Annotated in this window: 14 protein-coding genes; 4 read left to right on the top strand and 10 right to left on the bottom strand. The window is 71.6% G+C overall.

Going from position 1 to position 15,473, the window contains the following annotated elements:
- Positions 1–71: 71 nt before the first annotated feature.
- The 5 genes from DEJ12_RS12630 to aceE form a co-directional block, all read right to left on the bottom strand.
- Positions 72–320 (bottom strand): acyl carrier protein, encoded by a 249-nt coding sequence (locus tag DEJ12_RS12630; protein ID WP_017886710.1) that lies wholly within the window; start codon positions 318–320, stop codon positions 72–74.
- A 122-nt stretch (positions 321–442) separates the two neighbouring features.
- Entirely contained in the window at positions 443–1,495 is a 1,053-nt protein-coding gene (locus tag DEJ12_RS12625; RefSeq protein ID WP_071405345.1) for a beta-ketoacyl-ACP synthase III, read from the bottom strand.
- Entirely contained in the window at positions 1,492–2,433 is a 942-nt protein-coding gene (locus tag DEJ12_RS12620) for an ACP S-malonyltransferase (RefSeq protein ID WP_071405344.1), read from the bottom strand. Before DEJ12_RS12620 ends, DEJ12_RS12625 begins: the two co-directional genes overlap by 4 nt.
- A 95-nt stretch (positions 2,434–2,528) precedes the next feature.
- On the bottom strand, positions 2,529–3,755 hold the full coding sequence (locus DEJ12_RS12615; RefSeq protein WP_027465341.1) for a CdaR family transcriptional regulator: 1,227 nt from the start codon (positions 3,753–3,755) through the stop codon (positions 2,529–2,531).
- Positions 3,756–3,762: 7 nt separating this feature from the next.
- Positions 3,763–6,507 carry a pyruvate dehydrogenase (acetyl-transferring), homodimeric type gene (gene aceE / locus DEJ12_RS12610; RefSeq protein WP_071405343.1) on the bottom strand — a complete coding sequence of 915 codons (2,745 nt, stop codon included), beginning with the start codon at positions 6,505–6,507 and terminating at the stop codon, positions 3,763–3,765.
- A gap of 241 nt (positions 6,508–6,748) precedes the next feature.
- Between aceE and DEJ12_RS12605 the strand changes: the two genes are divergently transcribed.
- Positions 6,749–7,237, top strand: coding sequence for a peroxiredoxin (locus tag DEJ12_RS12605; protein ID WP_111030255.1), 489 nt, complete (start codon positions 6,749–6,751; stop codon positions 7,235–7,237).
- Positions 7,238–7,293: 56 nt separating this feature from the next.
- The gene (locus DEJ12_RS12600; protein ID WP_181433115.1) at positions 7,294–8,220 is read left to right on the top strand and encodes an alpha/beta fold hydrolase; all 927 of its coding nucleotides are present in this window, start codon (positions 7,294–7,296) and stop codon (positions 8,218–8,220) included.
- 14 nt (positions 8,221–8,234) lie between these two features.
- On the opposite strand, the gene DEJ12_RS12595 is transcribed toward DEJ12_RS12600, so the two are convergent.
- From DEJ12_RS12595 to DEJ12_RS12575, 5 genes are all read right to left on the bottom strand, one after another.
- On the bottom strand, positions 8,235–9,821 hold the full coding sequence (locus DEJ12_RS12595; protein WP_111030254.1) for an alpha/beta fold hydrolase: 1,587 nt from the start codon (positions 9,819–9,821) through the stop codon (positions 8,235–8,237).
- Positions 9,818–10,804, bottom strand: a complete 987-nt coding sequence (locus tag DEJ12_RS12590) for an amino acid--[acyl-carrier-protein] ligase (RefSeq protein WP_220034802.1) — start codon at positions 10,802–10,804, stop codon at positions 9,818–9,820. The genes DEJ12_RS12595 and DEJ12_RS12590 overlap by 4 nt, the downstream gene beginning before the upstream one ends.
- Entirely contained in the window at positions 10,801–11,976 is a 1,176-nt protein-coding gene (locus DEJ12_RS12585) for an acyl-CoA dehydrogenase family protein (RefSeq protein WP_071405339.1), read from the bottom strand. Before DEJ12_RS12585 ends, DEJ12_RS12590 begins: the two co-directional genes overlap by 4 nt.
- A complete protein-coding gene (locus DEJ12_RS12580) occupies positions 11,973–12,272 on the bottom strand; it encodes an acyl carrier protein (RefSeq protein WP_111030253.1) in 300 nt (99 codons plus the stop codon). Before DEJ12_RS12580 ends, DEJ12_RS12585 begins: the two co-directional genes overlap by 4 nt.
- Positions 12,273–12,353: 81 nt before the next feature.
- Entirely contained in the window at positions 12,354–12,728 is a 375-nt protein-coding gene (locus DEJ12_RS12575; protein ID WP_171907809.1) for a holo-ACP synthase, read from the bottom strand.
- Between the two features lie 106 nt (positions 12,729–12,834).
- Between DEJ12_RS12575 and DEJ12_RS12570 the strand changes: the two genes are divergently transcribed.
- Together DEJ12_RS12570 and DEJ12_RS12565 are read left to right on the top strand one after the other, a co-directional pair.
- A complete protein-coding gene (locus DEJ12_RS12570; RefSeq protein WP_111030252.1) occupies positions 12,835–13,890 on the top strand; it encodes a hypothetical protein in 1,056 nt (351 codons plus the stop codon).
- Entirely contained in the window at positions 13,887–15,461 is a 1,575-nt protein-coding gene (locus DEJ12_RS12565) for a CoF synthetase (RefSeq protein ID WP_258370576.1), read from the top strand. Before DEJ12_RS12570 ends, DEJ12_RS12565 begins: the two co-directional genes overlap by 4 nt.
- Positions 15,462–15,473: the final 12 nt, after the last annotated feature.

Raw genomic sequence — 15,473 nt, 5'->3', positions numbered from 1 at the left:
TCGTTGGGGTGAACAAGATGAGCGCCACGGCCCGCAGGGGTCCGCGGGCCGCGGCGCTCAGGAAGCTCGTGTCAGGCCTGGGCCTTGACGATGTAGTCGACCGCGTTGCCCACGGTCTTGAGGTTCTTGACCTCTTCGTCCGGGATCTTCACGTCGAACTTCTCCTCGGCGTTGACCACGATGGTCATCATCGAGATGGAGTCGATGTCGAGGTCGTCCGTGAAGGACTTGTCGGCGGCGACGGTGTCGGTGGCGATACCGGTCTCGTCGTTGATCAGCTCGGCCAGGCCGGCGAGGACTTCTTCGTTGGACAGGGCCATGAGTGTTCTCCTTGAAGGGGGGTGTCGTTTGACCGTTGACCAGCCTAGGGCACGCGGGGTCCGGGTGCGCGGAGGCTCGTCGGGATGGGGGCCGGGCGCGCGGTTGCGCGACCGGACGGGGATCAGGGGAGGACGACCACCTGGGCACCGAACACGAGTCCGGCGCCGAAGCCGATCTGCAGGGCGAGGCCGCCTGACAGGTCCGGGTGCTCCTCGAGCAGGCGGTGCGTGGCGAGCGGGATGCTCGCGGCGGAGGTGTTGCCGGTGGTGGTGATGTCGCGGGCGATCGTCACCGTCTCGGGCAGGCCGAGCTGCTTGGCGAACTCGTCGATGATGCGGATGTTCGCCTGGTGCGGCACGAACGCGGCGAGGTCCTCGGGGCGGACGCCGGCGGTCTCGAGCGCCTGGCGAGCGACCTTGACCATCTCCCAGACGGCCCAGCGGAACACCGTCTGCCCGGCCTGGCGCATGGTCGGACGCGGTGCGCCGGCCTCCCACTCGTTGTAGGTCGCGGTCATGCCGATGGCGTCCCACTTCGAGCCGTCGGAACCCCAGATGGTGGGGGCGATGCCCGGGAAGTCGCTCGGGCCGATCACGGCGGCGCCGGCACCGTCCCCGAGCAGGAACGAGATCGAGCGGTCGGTCGGGTCGACGACGTCGCTGAGCTTCTCGGCCCCGACGACCAGCACGTGGTCGGCGAGCCCGGACTTGATGAACGAGTCGGCCTGGGCGATGCCGTAGGCGTACCCGGCACAGGCGGCGCTGATGTCGTACGCGGCGGCCGGGGTGGCGCCGATGCGCTCGGCGAGCAGCGACGCCATCGACGGGGTCGCCACGGTGTGCGTGACGGTGCTCACGAGCACGACGCCGATCTGGGACGGCTCGATGCCGGCCTTCTCGATTGCCTCGCGCGCAGCGGCCTCGGCGAGGTCGACGGCCTCGACGTCCTTGCCCGCGCGCTTGCGGGTGATGATGCCGGTGCGCTGGCGGATCCACTCGTCGGACGAGTCGATCGGGCCGACGAGGTCGTCGTTCGGCACGACGTTCTCGCCGCGGGCGGCGCCGAACGCCAGGATCCGGGTGAACTCGTGGCCGCGGCGCTGCTGGAGCAGCGGGCGCGCGGATCCGGTCGGGAGGCCCGTGGGGGCGTCCGTCGGGGTGGTCGGGTCGGTCATGCGGTTGCGTCTGCTTCCTGGCCCGCGCGCTGCAGCAGGTCGATCGCTGCAGGCAGGTCGTCGGGGGTCTTGATGGCGACGGTCGGCGTGCCGCGGAGGCCGCGCTTCGCCAGGCCGACGAGGGCACCGGCGGGTGCGAGCTCGATGATGCCGGTCACGCCGGCGGCGGAGAAGGACTCCATGACCGCGTCCCAGTGCACGGGGCTCGCGATCTGCTGGACCATGAGGTCGACGAAGCGGCGCCCGTCGTCGACGCGGGAGCCGTCGGCGTTGGTCCAGATCGGCAGGGTCGGGTCCTGCACGGTGGCGGCGGCCGCGACCGGGGCGACCCGCTCGACGGCGGGGGCCATGTAGCGGGTGTGGAACGCACCGGCCACGGCGAGCGGGATCACCCGGGCCTTGGCGGGCGGGTCGGCGGCGAGGGCCGCGATGGCGTCTGCGGCACCGGCGACGACGGTCTGGCCGCCACCGTTGTGGTTCGCGGGCACGAGGCCGTGCTCGGCGAGGGCTGCGGCGACCGCGTCGGCGTCGCCACCGAGGACGGCGGCCATCGAGGTCGGCTCGAGCGCTGCGGCGTCGGCCATGGCCCGGCCGCGCTCGGCGACCAGGGCGACGGCGTCGGTCGGCTCGAGGATCCCGGCGACCGCGGCGGCGGTGAACTCGCCCACCGAGTGTCCGGCGACCCCGCCCACCAGGGCACGACGGCCCTCGGCGAGCAGTGCGTCGGCGGTCACCAGGCCGGCGGCCACGATGAGGGGCTGTGCGAGCGCGGTGTCCTTGATGGTGTCCGCGTCAGAGTTCGTGCCGTGCTCGGCGAGGTCGACGCCGATCGACTCCGACCACTGCCCGACTCGTTCACGAACGGTGGCGTCCTCGAGCCAGGGGGCGAGGAAGCCGGGGGTCTGGGAGCCCTGTCCGGGCGCGACGACGACGATCACCGGACAATCCTCGCGTTCTCACCCCGCGGGGCCCGTGTGGACTTCCCACACGAATCCCCGCGGGACATTGTCGGTTCTCTACCGTCCGGAGCGCTCTAGCGTCGGGGCGTGATGCGGCGACGGCCGGTCGCGGACTCGGACATCGCGCCGAGGATGAGCGCCGACTGCACGATCAGGGCGTCCCGGGCGTGCGTGGCGTCCCACCCGATGATGTCGGCGACCCGGCGCAGGCGGTAGCGCACGGTGTTCGGGTGCACGAAGAGCTCGCGCGCCGTGGCCTCGAGCGACCGGCCGGTGTCCAGGTAGCACCACAGCGTCTGCAGGAGCTCGGTGGACTGGTCCTTGAGCGGGACGTAGATGCGCTGCACCAGGGCCGACCGGGCGAGCGGGTCGCCGGCCAGGGCACGTTCGGGCAGCAGGTCGTCGGCCAGGGCCGGGCGGGGCACGCCGCGCCAGGCACGCGCGACGGCGAACCCGGCGAGGGCGGCCTTCGCGCTGGTCGACGCGTCGACGACCCCGGGGACCTCGTTGCCGAGCACCAGGTGCCCCTCGCCGAACAGCGGTTCGAGGGCCTGCGCGATGGTCGTGAAGGAGACGGGCTCCTCGCCCTCGGGGACGTCGTCGCGCGGGGTGGCGCGGCCGATCACCACGACGAGCCGCGACCCCTGGACCCCGACGAGCACGTCGGCGTCCATGTGCCGTGCGGTCCGCCGGACCTGGTCGACCTCGAGCTGCTTCGGCGCGGTGCCGACGAGCACCGCGACCTCGCCGTGGCCGTGCCACCCGAGGGCGGCGATGCGGGACGGCAGTTCGTCGTCGTACTCGCCGGAGAGGATCGAGTCGACCACGAGCGCTTCGAGCCGGGCGTCCCACAGGCCGCGGGCCTCGGCTGCGCGGGCGTAGACGTCGGCGGCGGCGAACGCGATGTCGCGGGAGTACTTGAGGATCGCCTCCTGCAGCATCTCGTCGTCGGCGGCGCGTTCCTCGACCACGGTGACCACGACGCGGATGAGCTGCAGGGTCTGCTGCAGGCTCACCGAGCGCAGGAGCTCCCGCGGGGCGGACCCGAAGACGTCGGCCGCGGCGATCCACGGCGTCGACGCGGTGCCCTCGAGCCAGCTGATGAACGAGGTGATGCCCGCCTGGGCGACGAGGCCCACGGCGGAGCGGCGCCCCGGGGGCATCTCGCTGTACCAGGGGAGCGTGTCCTCGAGCCGCTTGATCGTGGCGGTGGAGAGTTCTCCGGACACCTGACGGAGCCAGGAGAGCGCACGCTCGCGCGCGCTCTCCTGGCTCTCGTGGTCCGGGCGGACCGTCGTCACGGGTTGATCAGCTCTCGCCGCCCGCACTGCCGGTGGTGCCGGCGGTCACGTCGTGCAGGCGGTACTTGTCGATCGCCTGCTGGACGAGCGCGCCGTCGACCTTGCCCTGGCGGGCGAGCTGCTGCAGCGTCCGCACGACGACCGAGGGGCCGTCGATGTGGAAGAAGCGGCGAGCGGCCGGACGGGTGTCCGAGAAGCCGAAGCCGTCGGCGCCGAGGGTGGCGTAGTCGGTCGGCACGAACGGGCGGATCTGCTCCTGCACCAGGTGCATGAAGTCGCTCACGGCGACGACCGGACCCTCGGTGCCGAGCAGCCGCTCGGTGACGAACGGCGTGCGGGCCGGCTCGTTCGGGTTGAGGAACGCCTGCTGCTCGGCGGCCACACCGTCGCGGTAGAGCTCACCCCAGCTCGTGACGCTCCAGACGTCGGCCGACACGCCCCAGTCCTCGGCGAGGAGCTGCTGCGCCTCGAGGATCCACGGCACGGCGACACCGGACGCGAGCAGCTGGGCCTTCGGGCCGTCGTGCTCGCTCGCCTTGAGCAGGTACATCCCCTTGAGGATGCCCTCGACGTCGACGCCCTCGGGTTCGGCCGGCTGCACCAGCGGCTCGTTGTAGACCGTCAGGTAGTACATGACGTTCGGGTCGGCGTGCTTCGGCGAGCCGTCCTCGTTCGTGCCGTACATGCGGTCGAGGCCGGCCTTGACGATGTGGCCGATCTCGTAGCCGTACGCCGGGTCGTACGAGACGACGGCCGGGTTCGTCGTGGCGAGGAGCGGCGAGTGACCGTCCGCGTGCTGCAGGCCTTCGCCCGTCAGCGTGGTGCGGCCGGCGGTCGCGCCGATCATGAAGCCACGGGTCATCTGGTCGCCGGCGGCCCAGATGGCGTCGCCGGTGCGCTGGAACCCGAACATCGAGTAGAAGACGTAGACCGGGATGAGCGGCTCGCCCTGCGTCGAGTACGAGGTGCCGACGGCGGTGAACGCCGCGAGGGCACCCGCCTCGTTGATGCCGACGTGGATGATCTGGCCCTGCGGGCTCTCCTTGTAGGCCAAGAGGAGCTCGCGGTCGACCGACGTGTAGTGCTGGCCGTTCGGGTTGTAGATCTTCGCCGACGGGAAGTAGGCGTCCATGCCGAACGTGCGTGCTTCGTCCGGGATGATCGGGACCACGCGGTCGCCGAAGTCGGGCGAGCGCAGCAGGTCCTTCAGCAGGCGTGCGAACGCCATGGTGGTGGCGACCTCCTGCTTGCCGGAGCCCTTCTTGACGACCTGGTACTTCGAGTCGTCCGGCAGCGTGAACTGCGTGTACTTCGTGCGACGTTCCGGCACGTAGCCACCGAGCGCGCGACGACGCTCGTGCATGTACTGGATCGCCTCGTCGTCGTTGCCCGGGTGGTAGTACGGCGGCGTGTAGGGGTTCTCTTCCAGCTGCGCGTCGGAGATCGGGATGCGCATCTCGTCGCGGAACTGCTTGAGGTTGTCGAGCGTGAGCTTCTTCATCTGGTGGGTCGCGTTGCGGCCCTCGAAGCTCGGGCCGAGGCCGTAGCCCTTGACCGTCTTCGCCAGGATGACGGTCGGCTGGCCCTTGTGCTCGGTCGCGGCCTTGAACGCGGCGTAGACCTTGCGGTAGTCGTGGCCACCGCGCTTGAGGTTCCAGATCTGGTCGTCGGTGTAGTCCTTGACGAGCTCGAGCGCCTTCGGGTCGCGCCCGAAGAAGTTCTCGCGCACGTAGGCACCGTTCTCGGCCTTGTACGTCTGGTAGTCGCCGTCCGGCGTCTGGTTCATCAGGTTGAGGAGCGCGCCCTCGGTGTCACGGGCGAGCAGGTCGTCCCACTCGCGGCCCCAGACGACCTTGATGACGTTCCAGCCCGCACCGCGGAAGAACGCCTCGAGCTCCTGGATGATCTTGCCGTTGCCACGGACCGGACCGTCGAGTCGCTGCAGGTTGCAGTTGATGACGAAGTTCAGGTTGTCGAGGCCGTCGTTCGCGGCGACCTGGAGCTGCCCGCGGGACTCGACCTCGTCCATCTCGCCGTCGCCCAGGAACGCCCAGACCTGCTGGTCCATGGCGTCCTTGATGCCGCGGTTCGACAGGTACTTGGCCTGCTGCGCCTGGTAGATCGCGTTGATCGGGCCGATGCCCATCGACACGGTCGGGAACTGCCAGAAGTGCGGCATGAGGCGCGGGTGTGGGTACGACGACAGGCCGCCGCCGGCGTGCGACTTCTCCTGCCGGAACCCGTCGAGCTGGTCCTCGGAGAGGCGACCTTCCATGTACGCGCGGGCGTACATGCCGGGGGAGGCGTGGCCCTGGAAGAAGACCTGGTCGCCACCGGAGGGGTGGTCCTGCGCGCGGAAGAAGTGGTTGTAGCCGACCTCGTACATCGCAGCGCTGGACGCGTACGTCGAGATGTGCCCGCCGACCCCGATGCCGGGACGCTGTGCGCGGTGCACCGTGATGGCCGCGTTCCAGCGGATCCAGCGGCGGTACCGGCGCTCCAGCTCTTCGTCGCCGGGGAACTCCGGCTCGTTCTCCGGCGCGATGGTGTTCACGTAGTCCGTCGTCGGGACCATCGGCACACCGAGGTGCAGTTCCTTGGACCGCTTGAGCAGGCTCAGCATGATCTCGCGACCGCGCTGGTGTCCGTGGGTCTGGACCAGCCCGTCGAGGGACTCACGCCATTCGGCGGTCTCCTGCGGATCCTGGTCGTTCGCCCCGGCGCTGTACGGGTCCTGGTCGTTCACCGTCACCCTTGACCTCGTTCGTTCTCGTGGTGGTGGACATGGTGGCTCCGGTGGTCGGGTCGCGACCGGCTGGGGCCCCGTCCACTCTAGGCCCCAGGACCGACGCTGATGCTGATGGTGACGTGCAGGTGGACGGGTGCTTGCATTCGCGTGTCGTCGGCGTAGCATGGCCGATCGTGCACACGCGATCCGCGGCGCACGGACCCGACGGGCACACCCCACGCCCGAGGAAGAAGCACACGTAGCGATGGCACTGGAGATCGGCTCACTCGCGCCGGACTTCGAGCTCCCGAACCAGTTCGGTGAGCACGTCCGACTCAGCGACTTCCGTGGCAACCGCCCGGTCGCACTCGTCTTCTTCCCGCTGGCGTTCTCGTCCGGGTGCACGAGCGAGCTCTGCACCCTGCAGGACAACATCACGATGTTCCAGGACCAGCGCATCGAGCTGCTCGGCATCTCGGTCGACTCGAAGGCGACGCTCCGCTCGTTCGCCGAGACGAACGGCTACGACTTCGAGCTGCTCGCCGACTTCTGGCCGCACGGCGCGGTCTCGAAGGAGTACGGCGTGTTCCTCGAGAACAAGGGCTTCGCCACCCGCGCGACCTTCGTCATCGACGTGCAGGGCCGCATCAAGGCCTCGATCATCACCGAGCCCGGTCTGCAGCGCGACGTCGCCGAGTACAAGGCGGCCCTCGACCGGCTCGCCGCCTGCTCGGCACCCGTCCCCGTCGGCTAGCGTTCCGAATCCCTCCTGACGGACGCGTCCGCGTCGACGGTCGGACAGGAGGCCCGGTGCACGCCATCGACACCGACCCACGTGATCACGGGGTCACCGCTGATGCCTACGCCCCGTACCCGGTGCGCGTCACGCCCGGCGCATGGGGGCTGACCCGCACGGTCGTGGAGGCCCCGACCGGGCCAGTCGTGGTGCACCACCGCGCCGGCCCGGACCCGCTCCTGCTGCTGCACGGCGTCGCCGGGTCCTGGTCGACGTGGACACCGTTGCTGCGCGCCGCGGACGGGATCGGCGACCGCGGGCTGGTGCTCGTCGACCTGCCGGGCTGGGGGTCCTCGCCGGCTCCCGACGGTCCGCTCGGGCTCGACGCCGTCACGGGTGCCGTGTCGGCGGTCCTCGGTGCGCTGGGCGTCGGCGCGGTCGACGTGGTCGGGCACTCCATGGGAGCGTTCGTCGGGTTGCACCTGGCGGTGGTGGCGCCCGAGCGGGTGCGGTCGCTCGCCCTGGTGTCCGGTACCACGGTCGCGACCGCCGGCGCGGCTCGGCACCCGGTGCGGGCGCTCGGCACCCTGCCGGCGTTCACCCTGCTGCGTGCGGGCCTCACGGTGACCGGTGGCTCCGCTCGTCCGCTGCTCCGGTGGATCGCGCGGATCGGTCTGTTGCCGCTCGTCGCGGCGCCGGTGTTCACGCACGTTCGACGTCTGGACCCGAGCGTGCTCGAGGCCTTCGTCGAGGAGCTCCGGCCGGAGCAGTTCACCGAGGCGGCACGGTCGGCGGCGGTGTACGACGTCGACCGGTGGCGCGCGATCACCTGCCCGGTGACGGCGATCGCCGGGCGCGACGACGTGTTCGCCCGGGTCACGGACCTCGAGGCGCTGCGGGCGCTCGTGCCGCAGGTCCGGACGGTGCTGCTCGAGGACTGCGGGCACTTCGCCCACGTCGAGCGTCCCGACGCCGTCGCGCGGGAGCTCGGCCTGCGCTGAGCCGGGCGGGCGCGTCAGGTGTGGACGGGGAACGTCGCCGCGACGCGGGAGCGCACCTCGGCGACGACGGCCTCGCGCATCGTCGGGGAGAACAGCGAGTGGTCGCCGTCCTCGACGCGGACGACGGACACCGATCCGCGGCGGTCGTCGCCGGGCCAGCGCCGGACGGCCTTCTGCCCACCGAGTCGGTCGAACAGGGCGGCGTCCTCGGGAGCGACGATCACGACGACGTCGGTGCCGTGCTCGACGAGCGGGCGGACGTGGCCGACGACCCCGCCCATCCGGTCGCGACGGGCGATCCGGTCGCGGACGGCCTTCGGCACGAAGCGGTTGTAGCGTTCACGCACCCACATCCGTGCGGGCGACGGGGCGTCGATGGCCCGGACCCCGTCGGCGTACGAGCCGGGCTCGGCCGGGACGCGACGGTAGTCGTTCGGGCTGATCTCGACGACCAGGCGCGGGGCCTCCTCGACGGCGCGGCCCGCGACCCAGGCGCCGGCGCACATGCCGACGAGCACGAGCCGGTCCGAGGGCGTGGCGAGTGCGGTGACGACGGCGGACTGGTCCTCCACCCACTCCTGCGCGAACAGGAAGCTCCGCTCGTCCTCGTGCACGCCGGTGCTCTCGCCGGTGGCACGACGGTCGACCCGGACGACCCGGGCGCCGTCGCGGGCGAGGGCGCGGGCGAGTTCGACCTGGTAGTCGGTGGCCCCCACGCGGTGTTCGGCGCCGCCGCTGTGGAGCACGACGACGGGGGCGTCGTGGTGCTGGGCGGACGAGACGGTCTCGATCCCGAACAGGCCCTGAACGCCGAGGTGGACGATGCGCTCCGACACGCGGCCGTCGACGTCGAGGACCTCGTCGAGGACGGGGGTGCGGACGGGCACCGCAGTCTCAGGTGCCCAGGTGTCGAGCCAGGCCACGACGGTGTCGACGGCGGCTCCGGGGATGCGGGCGTGGATGCTCGTGCCGTCGAGGAGCTCGGCGCTGCCGGTGACCTCGGTCACCTCGACGCCACCGAGCGGCTTCGGCGGCCGGGCACCCGGACGGACGAGCGCGACGGTGGGCCCGGTGCGCGGGGCGAAGGCGAGGTCCGCGAGTGCGGCGGCCTCGTCCGGCTCGACGTCGAACCCGATCAGGCTCTCGACGCCGTCGACCACGCGGTCGGCGCCGATCGTGATGGTCGCGAGGGCGCGCTGCCGGCGGAGCCACCCCTTCCCCGAGGCCGGTGCGTCCCAGACGACGAGGCCGTCGGTGTCCGCGGCCGCGTTCGCCGCGACGAGGGCCGCCGAGGCCAGCCCGACGAAGGCGACGTGCTGCACCCCCGTCGTGCGGAGCACGGCGGCGGCGTGGCGTGCGGACCGGACCTGCGCGTCGGGCGCGGTGTCGGGTGCGCCGTCACCACGTCCGGACGGGTCGTAGCGCACCGAGGCGATGCCACGGGCCTCCAGGCGGTCGGCCAGCAGACGGAGCGTGCGGTACGCGATGACGCCCTCCTGCCCGAGCGGCGGGCAGATCACGACGCCGGCGCGCGCGGCGGCGGGGAGCTGGACCGCTGCGCGGATCGCCGGCGATCCGGACCAGCCGTGCAGCGTGGTCACAGGGCGAGGGCGGCGCGGGCGGACGCCGGCCAGGCGTCGAGGTCCGTGCCGTGGGCGGCGAACAGGGCGATGGTGATGCGCTCCAGGCCGAACGCGATGCAGGCGCTGTGCGCGACCTCTCCGTCCTCGGTGCGGAGGCCGAACGAGGTGCCGAAGTGGTCCTCGTGCAGGTTCGCGGAGCTGATCGCGGTGGCGTCGTGGTCGGGGCCGTAGACCTTCGTCACGAACTCGAACTTGAGCGCCTGCTCGACCTGGTTGCGGGCGAGCATCTGCCCGACGCGGCCGAAGAAGGGGTCGTTGGCGGGGACGACGTCGATCTCGAGCCCGAACGACTCGAGCAGCGCGCGCATCACCGGGATGCTGCCGTCCCGGTGGGCCGCTGCGGACGCGGGGGCGCCGACGTGCACGAACTCGTGCATGTGGAAGGCCTGCAGGCGCATCGGGTCGAGCGAGGGCTCACGGCGGAAGGAGTCGCCGAGGACGTCGAAGAACCGGCCCTGCTGCGGCACGGTGTCGCCGATCAGGCCGTAGACCGGGTGGCAGACCGCGGGGGTGAGCATGAGGTCGGCCGGCTCGAGGAACCCCTCCCAGCGCTCACCGCGCTCGCGGGCGGCGAGCAGTGCGCGGTGGGTGCGGTCGTCGCCGGTGAACCCGGAGATCGACGCGGCGAGGTCCGGGAACGACGCGATGTAGTCGGTGCGCTCGAAGGACGCGAGCGGCTCGACCGGCGGGAAGCGCAGGACCTCGGCGCCGAGGTGTTGCTGGCTGCGGACCGCAGCGGCGTCGACCGCGGCGTACACGCGCTCGAAGACCCCGGTGCGGCCGTAGAGGCCGGGCGTGCCGAGGTCGAGGAGGACGCCGTCGGTGAGCAGGCGGGCGCGGAGGGCGGCGCGGGCGGCGTCGAGCGCGGCGGTGGTGTCCGCGGCGGCGCTGTCCGCGGTGGTGGTGTCGGTGGTGTGCGTGGTGGTGTCCGTGATGGTCACAGGATCACTCCCGTCATGATGGCCAGGTCGGCGTCGTTCTTGAGGAGACGGTCGTTGCTCACCATGACGGCGGCACCGTGGGCGTCTCGGAGGTGTCGGGCGATGCTCATCGGACCCGAGGCGGCGTAGCCCGCGATCCCGACGATGCGCAGCGCCTTCGTGACGATGTCGGTGACGCGCTCGGACGCACCGATCTTCAGGGCGTTCGCGGCCAGGGCGTACGCGCTCGAGGCCAGCACGTCCGGGTCGTCGGCGGCGGCGTCGAACCGTTCGGCGGCGTGGCGCACCGAGTCGGCCAGAGCCTGCAGGTCGACCAGGAGCTCGGCCAGCCGCAGGGCACCGGGCGGGGTCGTCCCGACGGCGGCGCGGGCCTGCTTCCGGACGGCGCTGCGGGCACGTTCGGCGGACGAGACCGCGATGCCGAGCCAGACCGAGGCCCAGAGCACGTGCGACACCGGCAGGACGGTCTGGGCGGAGATCGCGGCGTAGTCGTCGCGGAACACCCGGTCGGTCGTCGTCTCGGTGTCGAGGATCCACCCGTTGCTGCACGTGCCGCGGAGCCCCATGGTGTCCCAGGTGGACGTCTGCGACAGGACCATCGTGTCGGTGCGGCAGATGAGCAGTCGCTGGTCCGACGCCGGGGCGTCCGGGTCGCGACGGGCGGTGACGAACACCGCGTCGGCCTCGGTGGCGTACGAGATCACCGGCGCGTCCTTGCGCAGGCGGATCCGGCCGTCGTCGGTCGGCTCGATGGAACACGTGGACCGCCGGGCGTCGCCGCCGACGCCACGCTCGGTGGTGGCCGACGCGACGAGCGCACCGCCACGGACGGCCTCGATGGTCTCGAGCACGCCGGCACCGTCGCCGCCGTGCCGCCAGAGCGCCATGACCTGGCCCTGGTGCATCGCGAACACCATGCCGGTCGCGGCGCAGGCGCGGCCGAGTTCGGTCGCGATCGCGGAGAGCTCCGCCACGGAGGCACCCTCGCCACCGTGCTCGGTCGGCACCGCTGCCGCGAGCAGGCCGTACTCCCGCATCGCGGCGATGGCCTCGCGCGGGGGCCGGGCGTCGCGGTCGACCTCGTCGGCGAACTGTGCGGCGACCTCGGCCACCGCGCTCGCACGCTCGGCGAAGCGGTCGACGACCGACGGTGCCGGCAGGACCAGGGTCACGAGGCGAGCTCCGCGGCGAGCTCCGCCGCGGCGACGATCGACTCGACGGTCGCGAAGGTGGACCGGTTCAGCACGGAGTCGGGGAACTCGACGTCGAGGTCCGACTCCACCGCGAGCATCACGTTGACGGTGGCGTGCGAGGTCATGCCGAGGGCGTAGAGGTCGGCGATCGACGCCACGTCCCACGCGTCGACCGTCAGCCTGCCGTGCTCGGCGAGGGCGCGACGGACGGCCCGGTCGGTGGCCGGGTCGGCGATCGTCGCGGTGGTGCTGGAGGGGTTCGGGTCCTGTTCCATGACTGCAACCGTAAAGAGGAACGGCCCTCGGGAAACCGCCGTGCCGGTGCGGGAAACCGCACCCCTGTCCGGAGCGCCGGGTCAGCGCTCCGAGAGGGCCACCGCCGTCGCCACCGCGAGCCCCCGTTCGTGTGCCAACGAGACCGCGATCGGGCCGCACCCGATCGACTCCGCCAGGGCCGCGGCCGCCCCGGACAGCTCGACCGTGGGGGCACCGCCGGCGTCGAGCACGACGGCGACGTCACGCAGCGGGATCGCCTGGTCCGGAGCCGGCCGGAGCAGTTTCACGACGGCCTCCTTGCCCGCGAACCGGGCAGCGAGGCGCTCCGGGTCGTCGCCGGTGTCGGTGCGCTCCCGCAGGGTGAACACCCGGTCCAGGTACCGCTCGCCGTGCGCCGTCACGGCGTCGACGACGTCCTCGACCGCGGCGAGGTCGGTGCCGGTGCGGATGGTCATCACGAGGAGCAGGCTACGCACGAGTTCTCCACAGCGCATTCCCCGAGGGGCATGGGGCGCCGAGGGGGTTCGTATGATCGTCGCCAGGGACCACCGAGGGGGAACGATGGCATCACCGTGGACGGGCATCATCGAGGACGCGCGGCACTACCCGTCGCCGCACAACTCGCAACCGATCGTCGTGCGCGTCGAGGACGACCGCACCGCGACCGTGTTCTACGACCTGCGACGGGGGTTGCCGGCGGAGTCGTTCGGCATCCCGTTCGGCCACGTCTGCGCCGGGGTGTTCCTGGCCGGGCTCGACGTGGTGGCACGAGCGCACGGGTTCACCGTGCAGGAACGGCTCGACCACGCCGAGATGGACTTCGGTCGGCTCGACGCTGGTCCGGGGCACGACGCGACGGCGGACGACCACCTGCACCGGCTGGGCACGGTGACGTTGCGTCCGCACGTGGTCACCGCGGACGACCGGGAGGCCCTGGCCGGCTTCCTCGCACGGCGCACCTCACGCAGGCCCTACGACGCAACGCTCGTCGACGCCTCCGCGATCGAGGCCGCGTCCGCCATCGCGTCGGCGGCCGGGCAGCGCTTCCGCACCACCGACGACCGGGCCACGGTCGACGAGATCGTGCGCGTCAACCAGGAGACCCTGTTCGACGACCTGCAGCACGACGCCGTGCACGACGAGATCCTGCACTGGCTGCGGTTCTCGAAGCGACAGGCAGCGGCCACCGGTGACGGGTTGTCCGCGGAGACGATGCTCATGCCCGGCCCGGTGCTCCGGTTCGCCATGGAGCACCGCGGACTCTGGCAGGCCCCGGGCATCGGCGGGGTCTTCCGCAGGGTGTACCTGTCCACCATGCGGGGCGTCCGACAGCTCGCCTGGCTCGAGGGACCGTTCAGCACCCCGGCCGAGTACGTCGAGGCCGGACGGGTCTTCATGCGCATCTGGCTGGAGTTCTCCGCCCGCGGCATCGCCATGCACCCCTTCGGCACCGTGATCACCAACCCGCGGTCACACGCCGCGTTCGTGGAACGTGCGGGCGTCGACGAGTCCGACGGGCGGATGGCCTGGATGCTGTTCCGCTTCGGGCACAGCGACCCACCACCCCTGGCACACCGCCGACCCGCAGCATCGATGACCGTGGGCGGTGACCGGTGAAGCGCGCAGCGGTGTTCTCGGTGGTGTGGGTGGTCGAGACCTTCGTCGCACTGTTCATGCCCCGGGTCGGCACCCACAAGCTCCTGCTCACGCCCGGCATCGAGCCGCTCCGCTGGACCCTCGGACGCTGGCGCGCCTGGCGGACCGCGGAACGGGCTGCGAAGCGGGTCCCCGCGTACCGCGCGTTCCTGGCGGAGTCCGGACGGGCCTCCCGGCTCGACACCCGTGGTGGGATCGCCACAGCGATCTCGGGACTGCCCGAGATGGACAAGGACTCCTACGTCAAGCGCTGGAGCATCCCCGAGCGCTGCATCGACGGACGCCTGCCCCGACGCGGCGTCGTCGTCGACGAGTCCAGCGGATCGAGCGGCACCCCGACCAGCTGGGTGCGCGGCCCCGACGAACGCCAGGCCACCCGACAGCTGCTGCAACTCGGGTTCTCCCGCACCGCGAAGGACCTGTCGAAGCAGCCCTTCGTGCTCAACGCCTTCTCGCTCGGGGCCTGGGCCACCGGGATGAACGTGACCGCCTCGCTCACCGAGTCCTCCATGATCAAGTCGATCGGCCCGGACCGCGACAAGATCGTGCAGACGATGCGCGAGTTCGGCACCGACTTCACCTACATCATCTGCAGCTACCCGCCGTTCCTGAAGGCCCTGTTCGAGGACGACCGGCTCGACTGGAGCCAGTACACGATCGTCGCCGCGTTCGGGGGCGAGGGCATCAGCGAGAACATGCGCGCCCACATCGAGCAGTACGCGCAGGCCGTGCTCGGCTCCTACGGGGCGAGCGACCTCGAGATCAACCTCGGCATCGAGACCCCGTTCAGCGTGCAGCTGCGCCGGGCGATCGCCGCCTCACCGGAACTCTCCGCCGCCCTGACCAAGCAGGGCGAGTACGGGGTACTGCCGATGGTGTTCCAGTTCAACCCGTTCGGCTACCTGATCGAGACGAACGACCTCGGCGAACTCGTCGTGACCATCGCCCGCTCCGAGAACATCAGCCCACGCATCCGCTACAACATCCACGACCGCGGACACGTGGTGCGGATGAAGGAACTCCGCTCCGTGCTGCGGGCGACGGGGCACGCGGCGCTCGCCGCCGAGGCCGAGCTCGACCTGCCGCTGCTGTTCCACTACGGCCGGTCCGACCTGTCCGTCGACTACAACGGGGCCGTCGTCGCACCCGACGTGGTGCGGGACGTCGTGTACGGCGACCCGGAGCTGCTCGAGGCCGTCGAGAACCACCGGCTGATCAGCTACGAGGACGACCACGGCGACCGGCAGCTGCACATCGCGTTCCAGCTCGCGTCGGGCGCCGGTGAGTTCGACGCGGACTCCGCCCGGGGCGACGTGATCGCCGAGCTGCGGCGGCTGAACAAGGACTTCTCGAACGCGATCCGTACGGCCCCGCCCGGCACGCTGCCGACGGTCGCGTTCTACCCGTACCGGACGGGGCCGTTCCGCGAGGACGGCAAGAAGCTCAAGAACGAGTACGTGTGGCAGCTGCCGGCCGCGTCGGTCGAGCAGTGGGAACTCGACCTGTCGTGGGTCGCGGCGAAGGAGGCCTGAGTCGAGCCGGCT

It is taken from the genome of Curtobacterium sp. MCLR17_059 (assembly GCF_003234665.1).
GTDB lineage: Bacteria > Actinomycetota > Actinomycetes > Actinomycetales > Microbacteriaceae > Curtobacterium > Curtobacterium flaccumfaciens.
The sequence above is the reverse complement of the archived record's forward strand: the minus strand, read 5'-3'. Positions and strand labels throughout refer to the sequence as shown.

Coding starts and splice junctions, on each gene's coding strand:
- DEJ12_RS12605 (WP_111030255.1), top strand. CDS start 6,749: ATGGCACTGGAGATCGGCTCACTCGCGCCGGACTTCGAGCTCCCGAAC.
- DEJ12_RS12575 (WP_171907809.1), bottom strand. CDS start 12,728: ATGACCATCCGCACCGGCACCGACCTCGCCGCGGTCGAGGACGTCGTC.
- DEJ12_RS12570 (WP_111030252.1), top strand. CDS start 12,835: ATGGCATCACCGTGGACGGGCATCATCGAGGACGCGCGGCACTACCCG.
- DEJ12_RS12630 (WP_017886710.1), bottom strand. CDS start 320: ATGGCCCTGTCCAACGAAGAAGTCCTCGCCGGCCTGGCCGAGCTGATC.
- DEJ12_RS12625 (WP_071405345.1), bottom strand. CDS start 1,495: ATGACCGACCCGACCACCCCGACGGACGCCCCCACGGGCCTCCCGACC.
- DEJ12_RS12580 (WP_111030253.1), bottom strand. CDS start 12,272: ATGGAACAGGACCCGAACCCCTCCAGCACCACCGCGACGATCGCCGAC.